Consider the following 21,034-nt stretch of genomic DNA (forward strand, 5'->3'; position numbering starts at 1 on the left):
ATCATTGTTGACTGTCAGGCCGCCATCGCGGGCAAGCCCGCTCCCACAGTGGTTTTTGGGGTGACTACTATCCCCGTCGATCCAGCAGATTCACCACCAGCCGATCCACCCATCCCCAAACCCTCTGCTTCACCCGCCGCCATAACGGTCGGCGTTGCCATGCCTCCAGGCTGACTTCCTGGCTCAACGCAAAGTCCCGCTCGAAACTCGCCACCACTGCCCGCGTCAGCCCTGGGTCCAGTGCTTCAAGGTTGGCCTCCAGATTGAAGCGCAAATTCCAGTGATCGAAATTGCACGAACCAATGCTCACCCAATCATCGACCAGCACCATTTTCAGGTGCAGGAAACACGGCTGGTACTCGAAGATCTTCACCCCCGCCTTGAGCAATCGCGGGTAGTAGCGATGCCCGGCGTAACGCACCGACGGGTGATCGGTGCGCGGCCCGGTCAACAACAACCGCACATCGACGCCTCGACCAGCCGCCCGACGCAATGAGCGGCGGACTTTCCAGGTCGGCAGAAAGTACGGCGTGGCCAGCCAGACTCGCTTTTGTCCGCTGTTCAGCGCACGAACCAGCGATTGGAGAATGTCGCGGTGCTGACGGGCGTCGGCATACGCCACCCGGCCCATGCCCTCGCCCATCGGCGGCACACGCGGCAATCGCGGCAGGCCGAAATGCGCAGCAGGTTTCCACGCGCGGCGGTGGCGGTTGGCGATCCATTGGCGGTCGAACAGCAACTGCCAGTCGATGACCAGCGGACCGGTGATTTCCACCATCACTTCGTGCCATTCGCTGGTGTATTCGCCCGGCGTCCAGAACTCATCGGTGACACCGGTGCCGCCGACCACGGCCATGCTTTGATCGACCAGCAACAGCTTGCGATGATCGCGGTAGAAATTGCCGACCCAGCGTCGCCAGCTCAGCCGATTGTAGAAACGCAGCTCCACGCCGGCCGCCATCAGTCGCTGACGCAAGGTCAGGGTAAACGCGAGGCTGCCGTAATCATCGAACAGGCAGCGCACCCGCACACCGCGTTCGGCGGCCTGGACCAACGCCTGAACCATGGCCTCGGCACAGGCGCCCGCCTCCACCAGGTACAGCTCCAGTTCGACTTGTTCCTCGGCGCGCGCAATCGCGACCAGCATCCGTGGAAAGAACTGCGGACCGTCGATCAGCAATTCGAAACTGTTGCCTTCACGCCAGGGAAAAATCGCGCCGGCCATGTCAGCGTGCCGTGAAAATCAGTACCGCACCCACCGGCACCGACAAACTGATCGCCGACAACCCGGCGACTTTGCGCAAACTGTCCAGCCCCGGCGCCAGATCGAAATCCGCGGCGTTGATCACCAGCGGTTCGAGCGTCACCACCTGAAAGCGCCGGTCATCAAGACGAGTCGCCAGCAGTTCGGCGTTGTATTCACGGGCTTTGCCGTGGAGGTTAACGGTCACCGGCAAGCGCAATTCCAGTTGCGCGCCGGGGGCGAGGTCGTTGATTGGACGCAGATCGATTTGCGCAGTGATCAAGGCTTCGGGAAAGGTCTGGATCTCGAACAGCTCCTTGCGCATGCGTTCGTCGCGCAGGGGGATGCCGCTGTTCACCGAATCCAGTTCGACTTCCACCTCGGCCTGGCCTTCTGGGCTGACCTTGCCATGCAGCACGAGGAAGCGCTGCACTTCGGAAACATTGGCGTTTTTGGTGCTGACGAACGACAGCCGCGAGGATTCGCCGTCCAGGTACCAGTTGGCCTGAGCCGACAAGGTGGCGCCGGCCAGCAGCACAAAGGCGAGGGTTTTGGTGAGGGACCGCTTGAACATAAAGACTCGTGGGGCAGAGAAACCTGAGCGAACCTTAACCGTCCATGAGCGCATTGCAAACCGCGATGACTAAACACCGTGTCCGTAGGAGCCCGGCTTGCTGGCGATATTGCCAGCCAGCAGCAATCTGTCAGGGTTGCAGGCGGCAGCCCTGGTGTTCGCCGACCCATTGCGCGCTGTTGCTGCGGCCCATGCCGCTGACCGTCACGCGTTTGCCGGCGGCGTCATCGGTAAATCCGCTGAAGGGCAGCCATTGCTTCACATAGCCACGGCAATACTCAACTTCGTTATTCATCACATATCGGCACGAACAATATTCCTTGGCGGTGTAGGCGCTGATGATGTCCGGGAACGCCCACAACGCCACCCGCTCATGCCATACCCAGCCGAGCAAGGCGATCAACAGGATCAACAACAGTGAGCTGAACGGGCGGCGGCTCATGGCTGCACCTTCCCGGCGAATGCCTTGCGCGCGAGGTTGAGCAATGCGTTGTGGCTGTAGCTACCGTCACGGTCGTCGCCGTAGCGCACGATCACCAGGTTTTCGCTGGGAATCACGTACATCGCCTGCCCCCAATGGCCGAGTGCGGCGAAGGTGTCGGAGGGGGCATCGGGCCAGGGTTGTGCGGCGCCCTCCACCGCGCGATTGAGCCACCACTGGCCACCCGGGACCGCGTCGTCCTGATTCGCCTGATAGTGGGCAAAGGGCTCGCGATTGAAGGCGACCCAGTCTTTGGGCAGCAATTGCCGGTCGCCCCAGCGGCCGTCGCGCGCCATCAACAGACCGACTCGCGCCAGGTCGCGGGCGGTGAGGTAGGCATAGGACGAGGCGACGAAAGTGCCCGTGCCGTCGGTTTCCCACACCGCGTGGCGAATCCCCAGCGGCGCGAACAGCGCGGTCCATGGATAGTCGGGATAACGCGTCGGGCCGACGATGTTTTTCAGCGCCGCCGACAGCAGATTGCTGTCGCCGCTGGAGTAGCGAAACGCCTGACCAGGCTGGGCATACTCGGCGTGATCGGTGGTGAAGGCGGCCATGTCGTGATGGCCGCGGGTGTACAACATCGCCACAACCGAGGACTTCAACGGGGCGTATTCGTAATCTTCCTGCCAGTCCAGACCCGAGGCCCAGTGCAGCAGATCGGCCATGGTGATCGCCGGGTGTTTTTCCAGCGGTGGATAGAACTTCAGCGCCGGGTCCTGCAGTTTGAACAGGCCCTCGCCATGGGCGACGCCGAGCACCGTGGCCATGAGGCTTTTGCTGATCGACCAGGTCAGGTGCGGCGTATCGGCAGTGGTCGGGCCGGCGTAACGTTCGTAGACCAACTGACCGTCGCGGATCACCAGCAAGGCGTCGGTGCGGATGCCTTTGCGGCGAGTGTCATCGCGGGCTGGGAAGGCGTAGGTTTCCAGGGCTTGCAGCGCCGGGCCGCCCTGGGTCGGGCCAGTCGACCATTGCTCGGCGGGCCAGGTTTCGGCGTGGGTCGAGAGGCTGAGCAGCAGCATGAAAAACAGGGACAAGCCTTTGAACATGGCGGGGGCTCGGCGGATTTGATTGATGAGCCTAGTCGAGGTTGATGACAGTTTTGGAGTTTGTATCGTCAAGGAGGCGGCCATCGCTGGCAAGCCAGCTCCCACAGGGATCTCTGGCGTGCGCAAATTTGTGTACGACGCAGATCATGTGGGAGCTGGCTTGCCAGCGATGGGGCCAGTCAATTCACTGAAGATCCAGCCAATGCCTTGACCAATCGCTTGCCCCGCGCGCCCGCCGCCAGATCCATCACCGCCTGATCCCGCTGCCACATCGCCGCCCACTGCGGTAGGCCATCGGCCAATGCCTGATTCACCTCAACCTTCAACCCGTCAAACTGCGCAAACAAGCCGCCCAGCAACACATGCCCCGCGGGATTGTTCGGCGCCTGCCGACTGACTTCCGCACACCCGGCCAACAGCGCCAGCAAACGCAACTGCAAGGCCTGCGGCCAGTCACTGTCCTGGCCGACGCCATACAACCACGCCGTCATCGCGCTCAGCACATAAACGTCCTCCAGGGTTCGGAACGGTTTGACGTACGCATCCCAGCCATCCCCCGCCAGCAATTCACACAAGGCATTGTCGAGAAACAGCCGGCCATGACTGATGTCCGGCATCAGCGGAATTGCCGGGAGTTTTTCCACGCGCACGCCCGGCTCACCGGGATAAACCACCGCCAGGCTCAGGCGCGGCGACTCGCCAGGCGCTTCACTGCGAACGGCGATCAGCAGCCAGTCAGCCGCATCGCCGGCGGTGACGAAATCCTTTCGACCGCTCAGGCGCAGGTCGGTCAGGCGCGTCTGCATGTCTGCCACCCGCAGGCTGCGCTGTTCGGTCGCGCACAACGCGCCGAGACTCGGCGGCGCGCTCGGCCAGAGCATGCGCAACGCCGCCTGATAGCCCACCAGAAACGCCAGCCCCGGTGTCGTCATCAGGCGTCCACCGAGCACCGCCAACTCGAACGGCGTGACCGCGCCCAACTGCTGCAGCAAGGTCGCGAAGCCTTCACCGAGGTCCGGATTGGCAGGCAAGCGATCGTGACGTTTCAACAGGGTTTGCCAGGGCATAAGAGGCTCCTTGTGGGCTGTCATATAAGCATCACCAAAGCTTCATGGCGATGACACCGGGGCTACATAGCCTGACTTTGCACAACACGGCCGCATAAAGAAAGTCGATCGGCTCTAACCCAAGACGGGTGACCAGCCCGCACGGAGATTCGCAATGACTCAGATCGCCCGCATCAGCGACACCGGCAATGAACGCCGCCTGCAAGCCGAACGCCTGGTGGGCGCCGAGGCCTTGCAGGAAGCCCAGGCTTTGCGTTTCAACGTATTCAGCGGCGAGTTCAACGCCAAGCTGAAAGGTGCGGAACTGGGTCTGGACATGGATGACTATGATGTTCACTGCGCCCATATCGGCGTGCGTGACCTGAACACCGGACGCCTGGTGGCAACCACCCGCTTGCTCGACCATACTGCCGCCAGCAGCCTGGGCCGGTTTTACAGCGAAGAAGAATTCAGCCTGCACGGCCTGGTCCACCTCAAAGGCCCGATCCTCGAAATCGGCCGCACCTGTGTCGACCCGGCCTACCGCAACGGCGGCACCATCGCCGTACTCTGGGGTGAACTGGCCGAAGTGCTGAATCAGGGCGGCTACAGTTATCTGATGGGTTGCGCGAGCATCCCGATGCAGGACGGCGGCATTCAGGCCCACGCGATCATGCAACGTCTGCGCGAACGTTACCTGTGCACCGAACACCTGCGCGCCGAACCGAAAAAACCGTTGCCGGTGTTGGACCTGCCCTCCAACGTCATCGCCGAAATGCCGCCGCTGCTCAAGGCCTACATGCGTCTGGGGGCGAAGATCTGCGGCGAGCCGTGCTGGGACGAAGACTTCCAGGTCGCCGACGTGTTCATCCTGCTCAAGCGCGACGAACTCTGCCCGCGCTACGCCAAACACTTCAAGGCGGCCGTGTAATGAGCCGCCTGCGGGTGTACGCGCGAATTGCGCGAGTGTTGGTGGTGGTCGCACTGGGACTGAGCATGGCCAGTGTCTTCGGCTTATTCGAGCGCCTGGGCATCGCCCATTCGATGGTCCGCCGTCAACGCTGGTCGCGATTTTTCATGGCGCGCCTGGCGAATGCCCTGCCCTTTCGCGTGACCGTGCACGGTGAATTGCCGAAAGAGCCGATGCTCTGGGTCAGCAATCACGTGTCGTGGACGGATATTCCGCTGCTGGGCATGCTCGCGCCGATGTCGTTCCTGTCCAAGGCCGAAGTGCGCACCTGGCCGGTGGCGGGCTGGTTGGCGGCCAAGGCCGGCAGCCTGTTTATCCGCCGTGGTTCGGGTGACAGTCAGTTGATCCGCAAACAGATGACGCGCCACCTGGAGCAAGCGCATCCGCTGCTGATGTTCCCGGAAGGCACCACCACCGATGGCCGTTCGTTGCGCACCTTTCATGGTCGCTTGCTGTCGGCGGCGATTGATTCGCAAGCGAAGCTGCAACCGTTGGCGATTCGTTATCTGCGCGAGGGTGAGGTCGATTCGCTGGCGCCGTTCATTGGCGATGATGACTTGCTCTCGCACCTGATGCGCTTGTTTGCCAATGACCGGGGCGATGTGGAGATTCATCTGCTCAAGCCGATTGCCTGTGAAGGTCGTGAGCGCGCGGCGCTGGCGTTTGAAGCGCAGCAGGCGGTGCAGAAGGCGTTGTTTGGGGCGATTCCGGAGAAACAGCAGGTTCCGATGCGGCCTGCCATCGCGGCCTGACGCACTCTTTGATTCACAGAGAACCCTGTGGGAGCGGGCTTGCCCGCGATGGCGGTGGGTCAGTCAACATGGATGTTGGGTGATCCGGCCTCATCGCGGGCAAGCCCGCTCCCACAGGAATTTACGCCGTTTGATGGTTCTGCGAAAAATTCTGCAACAGCGGATAGAACAATCTGAAATCCTCGCTCAACGGTTCATACAACACCCGCAACTCCTGCATCGCCGCCGCCAATTCCTCAGGTTTGGTCAGCCGCCGCGAAATCCCCCGCAGCACTTGCTCCAGCACGTCGAACTCCCGGTAAGAACCCAACCAGTCATTCGCCATCATGTGCGGCGCAATCCTCGCCAGGCGTTCCGGCAGTTGCGGCTCGTTGGACAGCGCCCGATACACATCCGAGGTGAACAACTCCAGCGACCGGTCGGCATACAGCGTCCAGTCCCGCGCCAGGCAATGGTCAAAAAACACATCGAGCACGATCCCGGCGTAACGCCGGCGGGTCAGGGAAAACCGCGACAATGCCACGTCCACTAACGGATGGCGGTCGGTGAACACGTCGATGCTGCGATGCAACTGGATAGCCGCCTCGATCTCCGGGTCGAACTGCCCTTGCAGCCGTCCTTTGACGAAATCGCCATACAGACTGCCGAGCAATTGACCGGGACGCTGGCCACCGAGATGAAGATGCGCGAGATAGTTCATGCCGCGCAGCTTAGCACTGCAGCCTAAATATCGTTATAACCCGATATACCGATTTATGCGGTCATAAGACCAAAAACATATTGGTATATCGCGAAATACCGATTTAAAGTTCGCCCCATCGCGATATAGCGTTTTACTCATCACGAGCCCCAAGCCATGAACCTCGACCTCGACGAAATAATAAAAGCCCTGGCACACCCGGTACGCCGAGAAATCCTGCACTGGCTCAAAAACCCGGACGTCGAATTTCCCGACCAGACCCACAGCAACGAGCACGGCGTCTGCGCCGGTCAGATTGATCAACGCTGCGGCTTGTCGCAGTCCACGGTGTCCGCTCACCTGGCGACCCTGCAACGCGCCGGCCTGATCAGCAGCCGCAAAGTCGGCCAGTGGCACTTTTTCAAACGCAATGAGGAAACCATCCAGGCCTTCCTCAGCACCTTCAGCAAAGAGCTCTGACCCTGTGGGGGCGTTCTCAATTGGTTTGCACGCAGCGCCGGGAAAACCAATTGAGAACGCCCCCCACGTCAGTCAGCCGACAAGGAATCAACAATGCCCCTCTCGCTCCTCATTCTGGCCTTGAGCGCTTTCGCCATCGGCACCACCGAGTTCGTCATCATGGGCCTGCTGCCCGATGTGGCGGCCGACCTCGGTGTGTCGATCCCCGGCGCCGGCTGGCTGGTGACCGGTTACGCCCTGGGCGTGGCCATCGGCGCGCCATTCATGGCACTGGCCACCGCCAAACTGCCGCGCAAGGCTGCACTGGTCGCGTTGATGGGGATTTTCATCATCGGCAATCTGCTCTGCGCAGTCGCCAGTGACTACAACGTGCTGATGTTTGCCCGAGTCGTGACTGCCCTGTGCCACGGAGCGTTCTTCGGTATCGGTTCGGTGGTCGCGGCAGGCCTGGTCCCGGCCAACAAACGCGCTTCGGCCGTGGCCCTGATGTTCACCGGCCTGACCCTGGCCAACGTCCTCGGCGTGCCACTGGGCACCGCGCTCGGTCAACAAGCCGGCTGGCGCTCGACTTTCTGGGCGGTGACCGTCATCGGCGTGATCGCCTTGATCGGCCTGATCCGCTTCCTGCCGGCCAAGCGCGATGAAGAGAAACTCGACATGCGCGCCGAACTGCGTGCTCTCAAAGGCGCCGGCATCTGGCTCTCGTTGAGCATGACCGCGCTGTTCGCCGCCTCGGTGTTCACCCTGTTCACCTACGTCGCCCCGCTGCTGGGCGAGGTGACCGGCGTCTCGCCACGCGGCGTGACCTGGACGCTGATGCTCATCGGCCTGGGCCTGACGGTCGGCAACATCATCGGCGGCAAACTGGCGGACAAAGGCCTGGCGGCGACGCTGATCGGCGTGTTCATCAGCATGGCCGTGGTCTCCACCGTGCTGACCTGGACCAGCGTTGCACTGATCCCGACCGAAATCACCCTGTTCCTCTGGGCGACCGCGTGCTTTGCCGCCGTCCCTGCCCTGCAAGTGAACGTGGTGACCTACGGCAAGGCTGCACCGAACCTGGTCTCGACCCTGAACATCGGCGCGTTCAACGTCGGCAACGCACTGGGTGCCTGGGTCGGCGGCAGCGTCATCGCCCACGGCTTCGGCCTGACCAGCGTGCCACTCGCGGCCGCCGCACTGGCGGTACTCGCCCTGCTGGTGACCCTGATTACTTTCCGTCAGAGCGGTAATCCCGAACTGGCTCCTGCTACCAACTGACTCACTGATACCTCACGAGGGTGCATTTCATGACGACTATTTTCGATCCGATCAAACTGGGCGACCTCGAGTTGGCCAACCGCATCATCATGGCACCGCTGACCCGCTGCCGCGCCGACGAAGGCCGTGTGCCGAACGCGCTGATGGCCGAGTACTACGTTCAACGCGCCTCGGCCGGCCTGATCCTCAGCGAAGCCACCTCGGTCACGCCGATGGGCGTCGGCTACCCGGACACCCCGGGCATCTGGTCCAACGACCAGGTGCGCGGCTGGACCAACGTGACCAAAGCGGTCCACGGCGCGGGCGGCAAGATTGTCCTGCAACTGTGGCACGTCGGCCGGGTATCCCACCCGTCGTACCTGAACGGCGAAGCGCCGGTAGCACCGAGCGCCATCCAGCCTAAAGGTCACGTCAGCCTGGTTCGCCCACTGGCCGATTACCCAATGCCGCGGGCACTGGAAAGCGCTGAAATCGCCGACATCGTCGACGCTTACCGCGTAGGTGCCGAAAACGCCAAGGCCGCCGGTTTCGACGGCGTGGAAATCCACGGCGCCAACGGTTACCTGCTCGACCAGTTCCTGCAAAGCAGCACCAACCAGCGCACCGACAACTACGGCGGCTCTCTGGAAAACCGTGCACGCCTGTTGCTGGAAGTGACCGACGCGGCGATCGAAGTCTGGGGCGCCGGCCGCGTCGGTGTGCATTTGGCACCGCGCGCCGACTCCCATGACATGGGCGACGACAACCTGTCAGAGACGTTCACCTACGTCGCTCGCGAACTGGGCAAGCGTGGTATCGCGTTCATTTGCTCCCGCGAGAAAGAAGCCGGCGACAGCCTTGGTCCACAACTGAAAGAAGCCTTCGGCGGCCCGTACATCGCCAACGAACGCTTCACCAAAGACAGCGCCAACGCCTGGCTGGCCAGCGGCAAGGCTGACGCGGTCGCCTTCGGCGTGCCGTTCATTGCCAACCCGGACCTGCCGGCACGCTTGAAAGCCGATGCGCCATTGAACGAGGCACGCCCGGAATTGTTCTATGCCAAGGGGCCAGTGGGTTACATCGACTACCCGACGCTGTAATCGCGACCCGTTGAAACGCAAAAGCCCCGACTCGAAAGAGCCGGGGCTTTTTATTTGCTGTGAGTCTGACGCAGCTTCTAATTGATTGGCTGTCAGACCGCCTTTGCGGGCAAGCCTCGCACCGACAGGGAGCATTTCAGGTTCTATTCAACGTCTGGTGCTTACCCTTTCTCACAGATTCGACACAAAATTCCTACAAAATACTGAGCATGCAACCTGTCAACCAAGCGAACGGGCGTATATAAAAGCACCCCTCTGTTGTAGAACGCGTGAAGAACCGTTCATCTAAGCTTCAACGGTTGACACACGCGAAGCCGATTACGCATCTTGCTTCATTTGCGCAGGCTGGGACTAAAACGCAGCATCTCCAACCCTGTATCGACCCACCGCTCGGCGTCGGTGTGCAGTTGAAAACTGTCGGGGGCCAATAGCCATTGATACAGGATGCCGTCGATGTAGGCATGCAGGCTGATAGCTGCGCGGGCCGTGTCGAGGTTTTCCGGCAGCTGCCCCCGATTCACTGCATTAGTAAGGGCCAGGCCGATACGCACATTGCAATCGAGGCTGACCTCCCGGCGCTGCTGGCGCAGGTCGCACATTTCATCGGTGAATTCGCACTTATGAAACAAAATCTCATTAATGCGTCGGGTTTTCGGGTCCAGTGCAACTTGATGAAACAAATGAATCAGCAGCTTGCGCATGCAACCCAGCGGATCGAGTTCATCTTCGCTTTCACTGGCCTTGGCCATTTCATCCAGCGGCTCATGCAAGGTATCGAGCATGGCCTGCACCAGATCCGCCTTGTTACTGAAATGCCAATAGATGGCCCCGCGAGTCACGCCGGCCAGGGTAGCGATGTCCGCCAGCGTCGTGCGCGCCACGCCCCTTTCATAAAAGGCTTTCTCTGCCGCTTCAAGTATCTGGCTGCGGGTTTCTTGAGCTTCCTCTTTGGTACGACGGACCATGGCAGTACAACCTCAATCAGGATGCTTCAGCGATGCCTGAACAGCCGCTGAATAAAAATGGGGCGAACACTCTTGGGTGTCGTCCCCGGCCTACAATTCGAACCTTTGAACGGCTTTGTAACGGTATGGGTACGCAGCCAAGGTATTTACAAACAACCATGAACGTAAGTATATTCCTTAGCAAGCTACTTATCCACTCAGCGCACATTTTTTACCCTTCCACATTTCTTGTGCGCAATTTGCGCGCCTGACCCGAGGATTTTCATGCAATTCAAGCCAGCTGTTACCGCTCTGGTCACTGCCGTCGCCTTGGCATCGCTGCTCAGCGGATGCAAAAAGGAAGAAGCGGCACCGGCCGCGCCACCTCCTCAGGTCGGCGTTGTAACCCTGCAACCTCAAGCCTTTACCCTGACGTCCGAGCTGCCGGGTCGCACCAGCGCCTACCGCATTGCCGAAGTTCGCCCGCAGGTCAACGGCATCATTCTCAAGCGTCTGTTCAAGGAAGGCGGCGACGTCAAGGCCGGTCAGCAGCTGTATCAGATCGATCCGGCGGTTTATGAAGCCACGCTGAAAAGCGCCGAAGCCAACCTGCAACAGACCAAATCGATCTCCGATCGCTACAAGCAACTGGTCAATGAACAGGCCGTGAGTCGCCAGGAATACGACACGGCCCTGGCCAACCGCTTGCAATCGGAAGCCACGCTGCAAACCGCTCAGATCAATGTGCGCTATACCAAAGTGTACGCGCCACTGTCCGGTCGCATCGGTCGCTCCAACGTGACCGAAGGCGCTCTGGTCACCAGCGGTCAGGCGGACGCCATGGCGGTAATCCAGCAACTCGATCCGATCTACGTCGATGTCACCCAGTCCTCGGTTGAGCTGCTTGAACTGCGTCGTGAACTGGAAAGCGGTCGTCTGCAAAAGGCTGGCGACAACTCGGCCACCGTCAAGCTGACCCTCGAAGACGGCAGCCAGTACAAACTGGACGGCAAGCTCGAATTCTCCGAAGTCTCGGTTGACCAGACCACCGGTTCCGTGACATTGCGTGCGGTGTTCCCGAACCCTGATCACACCCTGTTGCCAGGCATGTTCGTGCACGCCCAGCTGCAGGCTGGCGTCAACGCCGCTGCAATCCTGGCGCCGCAACAAGGCGTGACCCGCGACCTCAAAGGCACCCCGACCGCGCTGGTCGTCGGTGCGGACAACAAGGTCGAACTGCGTCAGCTCAAGGCCAGCCGCACAGTCGGCAGCCAATGGCTGATCGAGGACGGCCTGAAAGCCGGTGATCGTCTGATCACCGAAGGGCTGCAATTCGTCAAACCTGGCATTGAAGTCAAGGCCAGTGAAGCGACTAACGTTGGCGCAAAGAACCCGGCCCCCGCACAGGCAGCTGACAAGGCTTCCAGCGGCAAAGGGGAGTAAACCATGTCGAAATTTTTTATCGACCGTCCGATTTTCGCCTGGGTAATAGCCTTGGTGATCATGCTGGTCGGGGCTCTATCGATCCTCAAATTGCCGATCAACCAGTACCCGAGTATTGCGCCTCCGGCGATCGCCATCTCTGTGACCTACCCAGGCGCGTCCGCACAAACCGTGCAGGACACCGTGGTGCAAGTGATCGAGCAACAGCTCAACGGTATCGATAACCTGCGTTATGTCTCCTCGGAAAGTAACTCCGACGGCAGCATGACCATTACCGCGACCTTCGAGCAGGGCACCAACTCCGATACCGCGCAGGTTCAGGTCCAGAACAAACTGAACCTGGCCACCCCGCTGCTGCCGCAAGAAGTGCAGCAACAGGGGATCCGCGTGACCAAGGCAGTGAAGAACTTCCTGTTGGTGATCGGCGTGGTGTCGCGCGACGGCAGCATGACCAAGGACGACCTGTCCAACTACATCGTGTCAAACATGCAGGACCCGATCTCGCGGACCGCCGGTGTCGGTGACTTCCAGGTCTTCGGTTCCCAGTACGCGATGCGTGTCTGGCTCGACCCGGCCAAGCTGAACAACTTCAACCTGACGCCAGTGGACGTCAAGGCCGCCATCGCGGCGCAGAACATCCAGGTGTCCTCCGGTCAACTGGGTGGCCTGCCTGCCGCGCCCGGCCAGCAGTTGAACGCCACGATCATCGGCAAGACCCGTCTGCAGACCGCCGAGCAGTTCAACAAGATCCTGCTCAAGGTCAACAAGGACGGCTCGCAAGTGCGCCTGTCCGATGTCGCCGATGTGGGTCTGGGCGGTGAAAACTACAGCATCAACGCTCAGTTCAACGGTGCACCGGCTTCCGGTCTGGCGGTGAAACTGGCCAACGGTGCCAACGCCCTCGACACCGCGAAAGCGCTGCGCAACACCATCAACACGCTTAAGCCATTCTTCCCGCAGGGGATGGAAGTGGTGTTCCCGTACGACACCACCCCGGTGGTGACCGAGTCGATCAAGGGCGTGGTTGAAACCCTGGTCGAAGCGATCGTGCTGGTGTTCCTGGTGATGTTCCTGTTCCTGCAAAACTTCCGCGCTACCGTCATCACCACGATGACCGTGCCGGTGGTATTGCTGGGTACCTTCGGCATCCTCGCGGCGTTCGGTTTCAGCATCAACACCCTGACCATGTTCGGCATGGTGCTGGCCATCGGCTTGCTGGTGGACGATGCCATCGTCGTGGTGGAAAACGTCGAACGGGTCATGAGCGAAGAAGGACTGTCACCCAAGGAGGCCACCAAGAAATCCATGGGGCAGATCCAGGGTGCATTGGTCGGTATCGCCCTGGTGCTGTCGGCGGTATTGCTGCCGATGGCGTTCTTCAGCGGTTCCACGGGCGTGATCTACAAGCAGTTCTCGATCACCATCGTGTCGGCCATGGCCCTGTCGGTACTGGTCGCCCTGATCTTCACCCCGGCCCTATGCGCCACCATGCTCAAGGCGATTCCGAAAGGCGAGCACGGCACACCGAAACGCGGCTTCTTCGGCTGGTTCAACCGCAGCTTTGACCGTGGTGTCAAAAGCTACGAGCGTGGCGTGGGCAACATGCTGACGCACAAGGCGCCGTACCTGCTGGCGTACGTGATCATTGTTGTCGGCATGATCTGGCTGTTCACCCGCATTCCAACGGCGTTTCTTCCGGAAGAAGACCAGGGCGTGCTGTTTGCCCAGGTGCAGACCCCAGCCGGCTCCAGCGCCGAGCGCACGCAGGTAGTGATCGACGAAATGCGCGAATTCCTGCTGCGTCCGACCAAGGACGGCGGTGAAGGCGATGCGGTGGCCTCGGTGTTTACCGTGAACGGCTTCAACTTCGCCGGTCGCGGCCAGAGTTCGGGCATGGCCTTTATCATGCTTAAACCCTGGGACCAGCGTAACGCCGATAACAGCGTATTCAACCTGGCCGCCCGGGCCCAAAAGCACTTCTTCTCGTTCCGCGATGCCATGGTGTTCGCCTTCGCGCCACCTGCGGTACTGGAGCTGGGCAACGCCACGGGCTTCGACGTATTCCTCCAGGACCGTGCCGGTATCGGTCACGAAAAACTGATGGCAGCGCGCAACCAGTTCCTCGGCATGGCAGCGCAGAGCAAAGTGCTGTCGCAGGTGCGTCCGAACGGCCTGAACGACGAGCCGCAATATCAGCTGGAAATCGACGACGAGAAGGCCAGCGCGCTGGGCATTACCCTCTCCGACATCAACAGCACCCTGTCGATTGCCTTGGGCAGTAGCTACGTCAACGACTTCATCGACCGTGGTCGGGTGAAGAAAGTTTACGTACAGGGTCAACCCGGGGCGCGGATGAGTCCGGAAGACATCAAGAAATGGTATGTGCGTAACAGCGCAGGCACCATGGTGCCCTTCTCCGCCTTCGCCAAGGGTCAGTGGATCTACGGTGCGCCGAAGCTTTCGCGTTACAACGGCGTAGAAGCGATGGAAATCCTCGGCGCCCCGGCTCCGGGCTACTCCACCGGTGAAGCCATGGCGGAAGTCGAAGCCCTGGCCAAGAAACTGCCGGCCGGTGTCGGTATTTCCTGGACCGGTCTGTCGTACGAGGAACGGCTGTCCGGCTCGCAAGCGCCAGCGCTGTACGCCTTGTCGCTGCTGATGGTGTTCCTGTGTCTGGCAGCGCTGTACGAAAGCTGGTCGATTCCAATCGCGGTGATGTTGGTGGTGCCGTTGGGGATCATCGGTGCACTGCTGGCCACCAGTCTGCGCGGCCTGTCGAACGACGTTTACTTCCAGGTGGGCCTGTTGACGACCATCGGTCTGGCGGCGAAAAACGCCATCCTGATCGTCGAATTCGCCAAGGAACTGCATGAGCAAGGGCGCAGCCTGCGCGACGCGGCGATTGAAGCCTGCCGCATGCGTTTGCGACCGATCATCATGACCTCCCTCGCTTTCGTCCTCGGCGTGGTGCCGCTGGCGATTTCCACGGGCGCCGGTTCAGGCAGCCAACACGCGATCGGTACCGGCGTTATTGGCGGTATGATCACGGCCACGGTCCTGGCGATCTTCTGGGTCCCACTGTTCTTTGTCACCGTGTCGTCGATTGGTCAGCGCAAAAAAGCCGATCAGGACGACGCTATCGAACCTTCTAAAGAGGCTGGCCAATGAGCAAGTCGCTACTCTCCATCGCCGTCGCGGCCTTCGTCCTGAGCGGCTGCTCGCTGATACCCGATTATCAGCAGCCTGAAGCCCCCGTGGCCGCCCAGTACCCGCAAGGCCCGGCGTATTCACCCGCCCAGGCGCCGAACCAGGCCGCCGCCGAACAGGGCTGGAAGCAGTTTTTCCATGATCCGGCGTTGCAACAGCTGATCCAGGTGTCCCTGGAAAACAACCGCGACCTGCGTGTCGCGGCGCTGAACATCGACGCATTCGCGGCGCAGTACCGCATCCAGCGTGCGGATCTGTTCCCGGCCGTCTCAGCCAATGGCACCGGCAGCCGTCAGCGCGTTCCGGCAGATGCATCGCAGACCGGTCAGGCGGGGATCACCAGTTCCTACTCCGCCACCGTCGGCATCAGCGCTTATGAACTCGACCTGTTCGGTCGGGTTCGCAGCCTGAGCGAAGAAGCGCTGCAGAAATACTTCGCCACTGAAGAAGGCCGTCGCAGCACGCAAATCAGCCTGGTGGCCAGCGTGGCGAATGCCTACCTGACCTGGCAGGCTGACAAAGAGCTGCGCAAGCTGACTCAGGACACCCTGGGTGCATTCGAGGAGAGCTACAAGCTCACCGCGCGCAGCAACGAAGTCGGCGTCGCTTCGGCGCTGGATCTGGCGCAGTCGCGGACCTCGGTGGAAAACGCCCGTGCGCAACTGGCCCGTTACACCCGCCAGGTTGCCCAGGATGAAAACAGCCTGGTGCTGCTGCTCGGCACCGGCATCCCGGCCAATCTGCGTGAAGCGAAGCCACTGGCTGACGACCTGCTGAGCGACGTACCGCCCGGCTTGCCGTCGGACTTGCTGCAACGTCGTCCGGACATCCTGCAGGCCGAATACAACCTGAAAGCGGCCAACGCCAACATCGGCGCGGCACGGGCAGCGTTCTTCCCGAGCATCAGCCTCACCGCCAATGCCGGCACGTTGAGCCCGGACCTGTCCGGTCTGTTCAAAGGTGGTTCCGGCACGTGGTTGTTCCAACCGCAAATCAACCTGCCGATCTTCAACGCCGGCAGCCTGCGCGCCAGCCTGGATTACTCGAAAATCCAGAAAGACATCGGCGTGGCGAACTACGAGAAGTCCATTCAAACGGCCTTTCAGGAAGTCGCCGATGGCCTGGCTGCCCGCCAGACCTACACCGAGCAATTGCAGGCCCAGCGTGATTTCGTCACCGCCAACCAGGACTACTACCGTCTGGCCGAGCGTCGTTATCGCATTGGCGTCGACAGCAACCTGACCTTCCTCGATGCCCAGCGTCAGCTGTTCAGTGCGCAACAGGCGCTGATCACCGATCGCCTGGCGCAGCTGGCCAGTGCCGTGAATCTGTACAAGGCACTGGGCGGTGGCTGGAATGAGCAGACCGCGAAAGTCGAGCCGCTGAAAGAAGAAGCGCCGAAGCTGAAATTGTTCTGATCGAACGGCTGTAAACACGAAGCCCACCGTTTGGTGGGCTTTTTGTTGGCTGCAGGGAAAGGTGCATTGACTGCTCTGGCCTCTTCGAGAGCAAGCCCGCTCCCACATTCGACCGCATTCTTTCTGAAGGAACTCAGTCAAATGTGGGAGCGGGCTTGCTCGCGAAGGGGCCAGCTCAAACGACACAAACCCTGGACCAATCTACGTTCGATAATCGCCCAAAACCCGCTTTTTCCAATTGAACCACCCAGTTAATTCCCCGCACCATTCGCCACACAAAACCAATAACAACAGGTTCGACACCATGCCCCCGCGCCCTGCCCTGTCCGGCTGATCTCACCCCGCTTCATTTGAATTCGAAACTTTTTGTCTGCAACCCGACGGTTGCGGCATCACCCCGTTTCATCTCCAAGAATCAGAGAGACCGAGCCCATGACGCCTTCCACTTACTTTGTTCCCAGCCTGATTGACCTCGCAATGGCCGGCGCCGCCCTGCCCGCGACGGCCGAAGAGTCGGGTTTTGTCGAGGGTGCCAAGGTCAACCTGAACCTGCGCAACTTCTACCTCAATCGCAACTTCACCAACCCGACCAAGGCGCAGGGCAAGGCTGAAGAGTGGACGCAAAGCTTCATCCTCGACGCTAAATCCGGGTTCACCCAAGGCACCGTCGGCTTCGGCATGGATGTGCTGGGGCTGTACTCGGTGAAACTCGACGGCGGTAAAGGCACCGGCGGTACGCAGCTGCTGCCGCTGGACCACGACGGCCGTCCGGCGGACAACTTCGGTCGCACCAACGTGGCGTTCAAGGCGAAGTTGTCACAGACCGAAGTGAAGGTCGGCGAATGGATGCCGGTGCTGCCGATCCTGCGTTCGGACGATGGGCGCTCACTGCCACAAACCTTCCGTGGCGGCCAGATCACCTCAAAGGAAATCAACGGCCTGACGCTCTACGGCGGCCAGTTCCGCCAGAACAGCCCGCGTGACGACAGCAGCATGAGCGACCTGTCGATGACTGGCAAAGCGGCCTTCACCTCGGACCGCTTCAACTTCCAGGGTGGCGAATATCTGTTCAACGAGAAGCGCACCCAGATCGGCCTGTGGAACGCCGAACTCAAGGACATCTACAGCCAGCAATACGTCAACCTGACCCACAGCCAGCCCATTGGCGACTGGACCCTGGGCGCCAACCTCGGATTTTTCTACGGCAAGGAAGACGGCAGCGCCCGCGCTGGCGATCTGGACAACAAGACCTGGTCGGGGATGTTCTCGGCCAAGTACGGCGGCAACACCTTCTACGTCGGCCTGCAAAAACTCACTGGCAACAACGCCTGGATGCGGGTCAACGGCACCAGTGGTGGCACGCTGGCCAACGACAGCTACAACTCCAGCTATGACAACGCGCAGGAAAAATCCTGGCAACTGCGCCACGACTACAACTTTGTTGCACTCGGCGTACCGGGCCTGACCCTGATGAACCGCTACATCAGCGGCGAAAACGTACACACCGGCACCGTCACCGACGGCAAGGAATGGGGCCGCGAAAGTGAACTGGGCTACACCGTGCAGAGCGGCGCGCTGAAGGACCTGAACGTCAAATGGCGCAACTCGACCATGCGCCGCGACTACAGCAACAACGAGTTCGACGAGAACCGGTTGATCGTCAGCTATCCGATCAGCCTTTTGTAAACCTCACCATCGCCATCGCGGGCAAGCCCGCTCCCACAGGTTTTGTAGGTGTGCTCCGACATCCGGGCATGACACAAAACCTTGTGAGAGCGGGCTTGCCCGCGATAGCGTCAGATCAAACACCGCCCATCGCAAGGAATCACTCCCTCGACTCAACCCCCAACTCATCCCAAACCGATTCGGCGAGGTGGAGCGTTGCATTCGCCGCCGGGATGCCGCAGTAGATCGCGCTTTGCATGATCACTTCCTTGATCTCGCCGCGGGTTACGCCGTTGTTGGCGGCGGCGCGCAGGTGCAATTTGAGTTCGCCCTCGCGGTTCATGCCGATCAGCATGGCGATGGTGATCAGGCTACGGGTATGGCGCGGCAGGCCCGGGCGGGTCCAGATGTCACCCCACGCGTGGCGGGTGATCATCTCCTGAAACTCCGAATTGAACTCGGTCAACGCGTTCAGGCTACGGTCGACATGGGCGTCGCCGAGGACTGCGCGACGGACGTTCAGGCCCTCGTCGTAACGTTGTTTCTCGTCCACGGAGTTCCCCTCAATGGCCCAGCAGAAAAGCAAGAACGCGATCGCTGAACGCATCGCCGGCCTGCACGTTGGACAAGTGCGCCGCGTAGAACTCGGCGTACTCGGCACCCTGCACCTGCTCCTGGATGAAGTGCCCACCGGACGGCGGCGTGACCGCGTCTTCGGTGCCGGCGATGACCAGCAACGGCACCTTGATCGAGGACAACTGATCGCGGAAATCGGCATCGCGCACAGCGGCGCAATTGGCCGCATAGCCTTGCGGCGACGTGGCCGCGAGCATGTCGGTAATCTGCTTCGCCGCAGCCGGATTGGCTTGGGCAAAATCAGCGGTAAACCAGCGTGCAATCGACGCATCACGCAGGGCAACCATGGCCGCCGCGCCGTCACGCAGCACGGTTTCGATGCGCGGATTCCAGATCGACGGGTCGCCAATTTTCGCCGCGGTGTTGCACACCACCAGTTTGTTCAATCGATCACCAGCATTGATGCCCAGCCACTGGCCAATCAAGCCACCCATCGACAAACCGCAGAAATGCGCGTTATCGATGTGCAACGCATCCAGCAACGCAAGCACGTCATGGCCCAGTTGCTCGATGCTGTACGGCCCCGGCGTGACCAGCGATTTGCCGTGCCCGCGCGTGTCAAAACGCAGCACCCGGAAATGCTTGGAGAACGCGGCAATTTGCGCGTCCCACATCTGCAGGTCGGTGCCCAGCGAGTTGGACAGCACCAGCACCGGCGCATTGGCCGGCCCATCGAGTTGGTAATGCAGTTCGCCCTCGGCGAGTTGTACGAAAGCCACAGCAATCTCCTTCAGGCAGTCAACGCAGAATGTTCAGCCACCGCTCGCTCGACCCACGTTTGGGCCTGACCGAGGTAGTGTGCGGGGTCCAGCAGATGATCGAGTTCAGCCGCCGAGAGTTCGGCAGTCACGTGCGGCTCGTCGCCCAGCACCGCGCGCAAATGCCGCTGCTCAGCGATAGCGCGCTTGCAGCACTGCTCCAGTAAATGATGCGCCGTGTCACGGCCGACCCGCTGGGCGAGGACGATGCTCACCGCTTCGGCCAGCACCAGGCCCTGGGTCAGATCAAGGTTGCGGGCCATGCGTTCGGCATCCACTTCCAGTCCGTCCGCCACCAGCAACGCTTGTTTGAGGCTGCCGGACACCAGGCAGCAAATCTCCGGCAAGGTTTCCCACTCGGCGTGCCACAGGCCCAGACTGCGCTCGTGCTCTTGCGGCATGGCGCTGAACAGCGTCGAGAGCAAACCGGGGACTCGCGTTGCAGCGCCAATCAGCACCGCGGCGCCCACCGGGTTGCGTTTGTGCGGCATGGTCGAGGAACCGCCCTTGCCCGGTGCCGAGGGTTCGAACACTTCGCCCGCTTCGGTCTGCATCAGCAGGCTGATGTCGCGACCGAGTTTGCCGAGGCTGCCGGCGATCAATCCCAGCACCGAAGCGAATTCCACCAGGCGATCACGCTGGGTGTGCCACGGTTGGTCGGGCAATGTCAGCTGCAACTGCGCGGCCAGCGCGTCGGCAATCGGCAGCGCCTGTGCACCGAGGGCCGCGAGGGTCCCGGAGGCGCCGCCGAATTGCAGCACCAGCAGACGCGGCTTGAGTTCTTGCAGACGTTGCCGGCTGCGGGTGATGGCGCCCAGCCAACCGGCAATCTTCATGCCCAAGGTGACCGGCGTTGCGTGCTGCAACCAGGTGCGACCGGCCAGCGGTGTGGCGGCATAACGCTTGGCTTGAGTTGAAAGGGTTGCGCCCAGTTGCGCCAGATCGGCTTCGATCAATTCCAGCGCCCGGCGCAGTTGCAGCACCAGACCGGTGTCCATCACGTCCTGGCTGGTGGCGCCCAGATGCACAAAGCGCTCGGCTTCGGCAGCGGTGGTCGCGATCTGTTTCCCCAACGCTTTCACCAGTGGAATCGCCGAGTTGCCGGCCGTGGCAATCGCCTCGCCCAGGGCGGCGAAATCGTAATGTTCGGCGCGGCAAGCTGCTTCGATCGGTGCCACCGCGGCCTGCGGAATCAACCCGACATGTGCCTCGGCGCGGGCCAGCGCCGCTTCGAAATCGAGCATGGCCTGAACCCGACCCTGATCGCAGAACACCTCACGCATGTCGCGGGCAGTGAAATAGGCATCGAACAATTGATTGCCCGGTCGCTGGTTCATAAACAGTCCT

19 protein-coding genes are annotated in these 21,034 nt (G+C 61.1%); 9 read left to right on the plus strand and 10 right to left on the minus strand.

The window, feature by feature from the left end:
• Positions 1–67: 67 nt before the first annotated feature.
• The 5 genes from ACI77H_RS12040 to ACI77H_RS12060 all read right to left on the minus strand — a co-directional run bounded on the left by ACI77H_RS12040 (position 68) and on the right by ACI77H_RS12060 (position 4,417).
• Positions 68–1,225 carry a phospholipase D-like domain-containing protein gene (locus tag ACI77H_RS12040; RefSeq protein ID WP_407012106.1) on the minus strand — a complete coding sequence of 386 codons (1,158 nt, stop codon included), beginning with the start codon at positions 1,223–1,225 and terminating at the stop codon, positions 68–70.
• A 1-nt stretch (position 1,226) separates the two neighbouring features.
• Positions 1,227–1,817, minus strand: coding sequence for a YceI family protein (locus ACI77H_RS12045; protein WP_407012107.1), 591 nt, complete (start codon positions 1,815–1,817; stop codon positions 1,227–1,229).
• 130 nt (positions 1,818–1,947) lie between these two features.
• Positions 1,948–2,259 carry an amidase gene (locus ACI77H_RS12050; RefSeq protein WP_407012108.1) on the minus strand — a complete coding sequence of 104 codons (312 nt, stop codon included), beginning with the start codon at positions 2,257–2,259 and terminating at the stop codon, positions 1,948–1,950.
• A complete protein-coding gene (locus tag ACI77H_RS12055) occupies positions 2,256–3,350 on the minus strand; it encodes a serine hydrolase domain-containing protein (protein ID WP_407012109.1) in 1,095 nt (364 codons plus the stop codon). Before ACI77H_RS12055 ends, ACI77H_RS12050 begins: the two co-directional genes overlap by 4 nt.
• 179 nt (positions 3,351–3,529) lie before the next feature.
• The gene (locus tag ACI77H_RS12060) at positions 3,530–4,417 is read right to left on the minus strand and encodes an acyl-CoA dehydrogenase (protein ID WP_407012110.1); all 888 of its coding nucleotides are present in this window, start codon (positions 4,415–4,417) and stop codon (positions 3,530–3,532) included.
• A gap of 154 nt (positions 4,418–4,571) precedes the next feature.
• On the opposite strand from ACI77H_RS12060, the gene olsB reads away from it, so the two are divergent.
• Both olsB and ACI77H_RS12070 read left to right on the plus strand, forming a co-directional pair.
• Positions 4,572–5,327, plus strand: coding sequence for an L-ornithine N(alpha)-acyltransferase (gene olsB / locus ACI77H_RS12065; RefSeq protein ID WP_407012111.1), 756 nt, complete (start codon positions 4,572–4,574; stop codon positions 5,325–5,327).
• Positions 5,327–6,118 (plus strand): lysophospholipid acyltransferase family protein, encoded by a 792-nt coding sequence (locus ACI77H_RS12070; RefSeq protein WP_407012112.1) that lies wholly within the window; start codon positions 5,327–5,329, stop codon positions 6,116–6,118. Before olsB ends, ACI77H_RS12070 begins: the two co-directional genes overlap by 1 nt.
• A 121-nt stretch (positions 6,119–6,239) precedes the next feature.
• Here the strand turns inward: ACI77H_RS12070 and ACI77H_RS12075 are convergent, their stop codons facing one another.
• The gene (locus ACI77H_RS12075; RefSeq protein ID WP_407012113.1) at positions 6,240–6,818 is read right to left on the minus strand and encodes an ACP phosphodiesterase; all 579 of its coding nucleotides are present in this window, start codon (positions 6,816–6,818) and stop codon (positions 6,240–6,242) included.
• Between the two features lie 156 nt (positions 6,819–6,974).
• Between ACI77H_RS12075 and ACI77H_RS12080 the strand changes: the two genes are divergently transcribed.
• The 3 genes from ACI77H_RS12080 to ACI77H_RS12090 all read left to right on the plus strand — a co-directional run bounded on the left by ACI77H_RS12080 (position 6,975) and on the right by ACI77H_RS12090 (position 9,616).
• Positions 6,975–7,277: a helix-turn-helix transcriptional regulator gene (locus ACI77H_RS12080; RefSeq protein ID WP_150630958.1), complete on the plus strand. Its 303-nt coding sequence runs from the start codon at positions 6,975–6,977 to the stop codon at positions 7,275–7,277.
• Between the two features lie 93 nt (positions 7,278–7,370).
• Positions 7,371–8,537, plus strand: coding sequence for an MFS transporter (locus tag ACI77H_RS12085; protein WP_407012114.1), 1,167 nt, complete (start codon positions 7,371–7,373; stop codon positions 8,535–8,537).
• 29 nt (positions 8,538–8,566) lie between these two features.
• Positions 8,567–9,616, plus strand: a complete 1,050-nt coding sequence (locus ACI77H_RS12090; RefSeq protein WP_407012115.1) for an alkene reductase — start codon at positions 8,567–8,569, stop codon at positions 9,614–9,616.
• A gap of 332 nt (positions 9,617–9,948) precedes the next feature.
• Here the strand turns inward: ACI77H_RS12090 and emhR are convergent, their stop codons facing one another.
• Positions 9,949–10,581, minus strand: a complete 633-nt coding sequence (emhR, locus tag ACI77H_RS12095; RefSeq protein WP_407012116.1) for an efflux system transcriptional repressor EmhR — start codon at positions 10,579–10,581, stop codon at positions 9,949–9,951.
• Between the two features lie 264 nt (positions 10,582–10,845).
• Here emhR and emhA point away from each other — a divergent pair, with 264 nt between their 5' ends.
• The 4 genes from emhA (at position 10,846) to ACI77H_RS12115 (ending at position 18,314) form a co-directional block, all read left to right on the plus strand.
• On the plus strand, positions 10,846–12,003 hold the full coding sequence (gene emhA, locus ACI77H_RS12100; protein WP_407012117.1) for an efflux RND transporter periplasmic adaptor subunit EmhA: 1,158 nt from the start codon (positions 10,846–10,848) through the stop codon (positions 12,001–12,003).
• A 3-nt stretch (positions 12,004–12,006) separates the two neighbouring features.
• A complete protein-coding gene (gene emhB / locus ACI77H_RS12105; RefSeq protein ID WP_407012118.1) occupies positions 12,007–15,171 on the plus strand; it encodes an efflux RND transporter permease subunit EmhB in 3,165 nt (1,054 codons plus the stop codon).
• Entirely contained in the window at positions 15,168–16,628 is a 1,461-nt protein-coding gene (gene emhC, locus ACI77H_RS12110) for an efflux RND transporter outer membrane subunit EmhC (RefSeq protein ID WP_407012119.1), read from the plus strand. The genes emhB and emhC overlap by 4 nt, the downstream gene beginning before the upstream one ends.
• A 432-nt stretch (positions 16,629–17,060) precedes the next feature.
• Complete coding sequence (locus ACI77H_RS12115; protein ID WP_407012120.1) at positions 17,061–18,314, plus strand: OprD family porin; 1,254 nt, start codon at positions 17,061–17,063, stop codon at positions 18,312–18,314.
• A 139-nt stretch (positions 18,315–18,453) separates the two neighbouring features.
• Here the strand turns inward: ACI77H_RS12115 and pcaC are convergent, their stop codons facing one another.
• The 3 genes from pcaC to ACI77H_RS12130 are packed head-to-tail and all read right to left on the minus strand — an operon-like array spanning position 18,454 to position 21,024.
• Entirely contained in the window at positions 18,454–18,846 is a 393-nt protein-coding gene (gene pcaC / locus ACI77H_RS12120) for a 4-carboxymuconolactone decarboxylase (protein WP_407012121.1), read from the minus strand.
• Positions 18,847–18,856: 10 nt separating this feature from the next.
• Complete coding sequence (gene pcaD, locus ACI77H_RS12125; RefSeq protein ID WP_407012122.1) at positions 18,857–19,648, minus strand: 3-oxoadipate enol-lactonase; 792 nt, start codon at positions 19,646–19,648, stop codon at positions 18,857–18,859.
• An 11-nt stretch (positions 19,649–19,659) separates the two neighbouring features.
• A complete protein-coding gene (locus tag ACI77H_RS12130; protein WP_407012123.1) occupies positions 19,660–21,024 on the minus strand; it encodes a 3-carboxy-cis,cis-muconate cycloisomerase in 1,365 nt (454 codons plus the stop codon).
• Positions 21,025–21,034: the final 10 nt, after the last annotated feature.

The sequence above is a fragment of the Pseudomonas sp. O230 genome, from assembly GCF_045447035.1.
Classification (GTDB): domain Bacteria; phylum Pseudomonadota; class Gammaproteobacteria; order Pseudomonadales; family Pseudomonadaceae; genus Aquipseudomonas.

Coding starts and splice junctions, on each gene's coding strand:
- ACI77H_RS12085 (WP_407012114.1), top strand. CDS start 7,371: ATGCCCCTCTCGCTCCTCATTCTGGCCTTGAGCGCTTTCGCCATCGGC.
- ACI77H_RS12115 (WP_407012120.1), top strand. CDS start 17,061: ATGACGCCTTCCACTTACTTTGTTCCCAGCCTGATTGACCTCGCAATG.
- ACI77H_RS12045 (WP_407012107.1), bottom strand. CDS start 1,817: ATGTTCAAGCGGTCCCTCACCAAAACCCTCGCCTTTGTGCTGCTGGCC.
- ACI77H_RS12075 (WP_407012113.1), bottom strand. CDS start 6,818: ATGAACTATCTCGCGCATCTTCATCTCGGTGGCCAGCGTCCCGGTCAA.
- ACI77H_RS12130 (WP_407012123.1), bottom strand. CDS start 21,024: ATGAACCAGCGACCGGGCAATCAATTGTTCGATGCCTATTTCACTGCC.
- emhB (WP_407012118.1), top strand. CDS start 12,007: ATGTCGAAATTTTTTATCGACCGTCCGATTTTCGCCTGGGTAATAGCC.
- ACI77H_RS12090 (WP_407012115.1), top strand. CDS start 8,567: ATGACGACTATTTTCGATCCGATCAAACTGGGCGACCTCGAGTTGGCC.
- emhC (WP_407012119.1), top strand. CDS start 15,168: ATGAGCAAGTCGCTACTCTCCATCGCCGTCGCGGCCTTCGTCCTGAGC.
- ACI77H_RS12080 (WP_150630958.1), top strand. CDS start 6,975: ATGAACCTCGACCTCGACGAAATAATAAAAGCCCTGGCACACCCGGTA.
- ACI77H_RS12040 (WP_407012106.1), bottom strand. CDS start 1,225: ATGGCCGGCGCGATTTTTCCCTGGCGTGAAGGCAACAGTTTCGAATTG.
- ACI77H_RS12055 (WP_407012109.1), bottom strand. CDS start 3,350: ATGTTCAAAGGCTTGTCCCTGTTTTTCATGCTGCTGCTCAGCCTCTCG.
- olsB (WP_407012111.1), top strand. CDS start 4,572: ATGACTCAGATCGCCCGCATCAGCGACACCGGCAATGAACGCCGCCTG.
- emhA (WP_407012117.1), top strand. CDS start 10,846: ATGCAATTCAAGCCAGCTGTTACCGCTCTGGTCACTGCCGTCGCCTTG.
- emhR (WP_407012116.1), bottom strand. CDS start 10,581: ATGGTCCGTCGTACCAAAGAGGAAGCTCAAGAAACCCGCAGCCAGATA.
- ACI77H_RS12050 (WP_407012108.1), bottom strand. CDS start 2,259: ATGAGCCGCCGCCCGTTCAGCTCACTGTTGTTGATCCTGTTGATCGCC.
- ACI77H_RS12070 (WP_407012112.1), top strand. CDS start 5,327: ATGAGCCGCCTGCGGGTGTACGCGCGAATTGCGCGAGTGTTGGTGGTG.
- ACI77H_RS12060 (WP_407012110.1), bottom strand. CDS start 4,417: ATGCCCTGGCAAACCCTGTTGAAACGTCACGATCGCTTGCCTGCCAAT.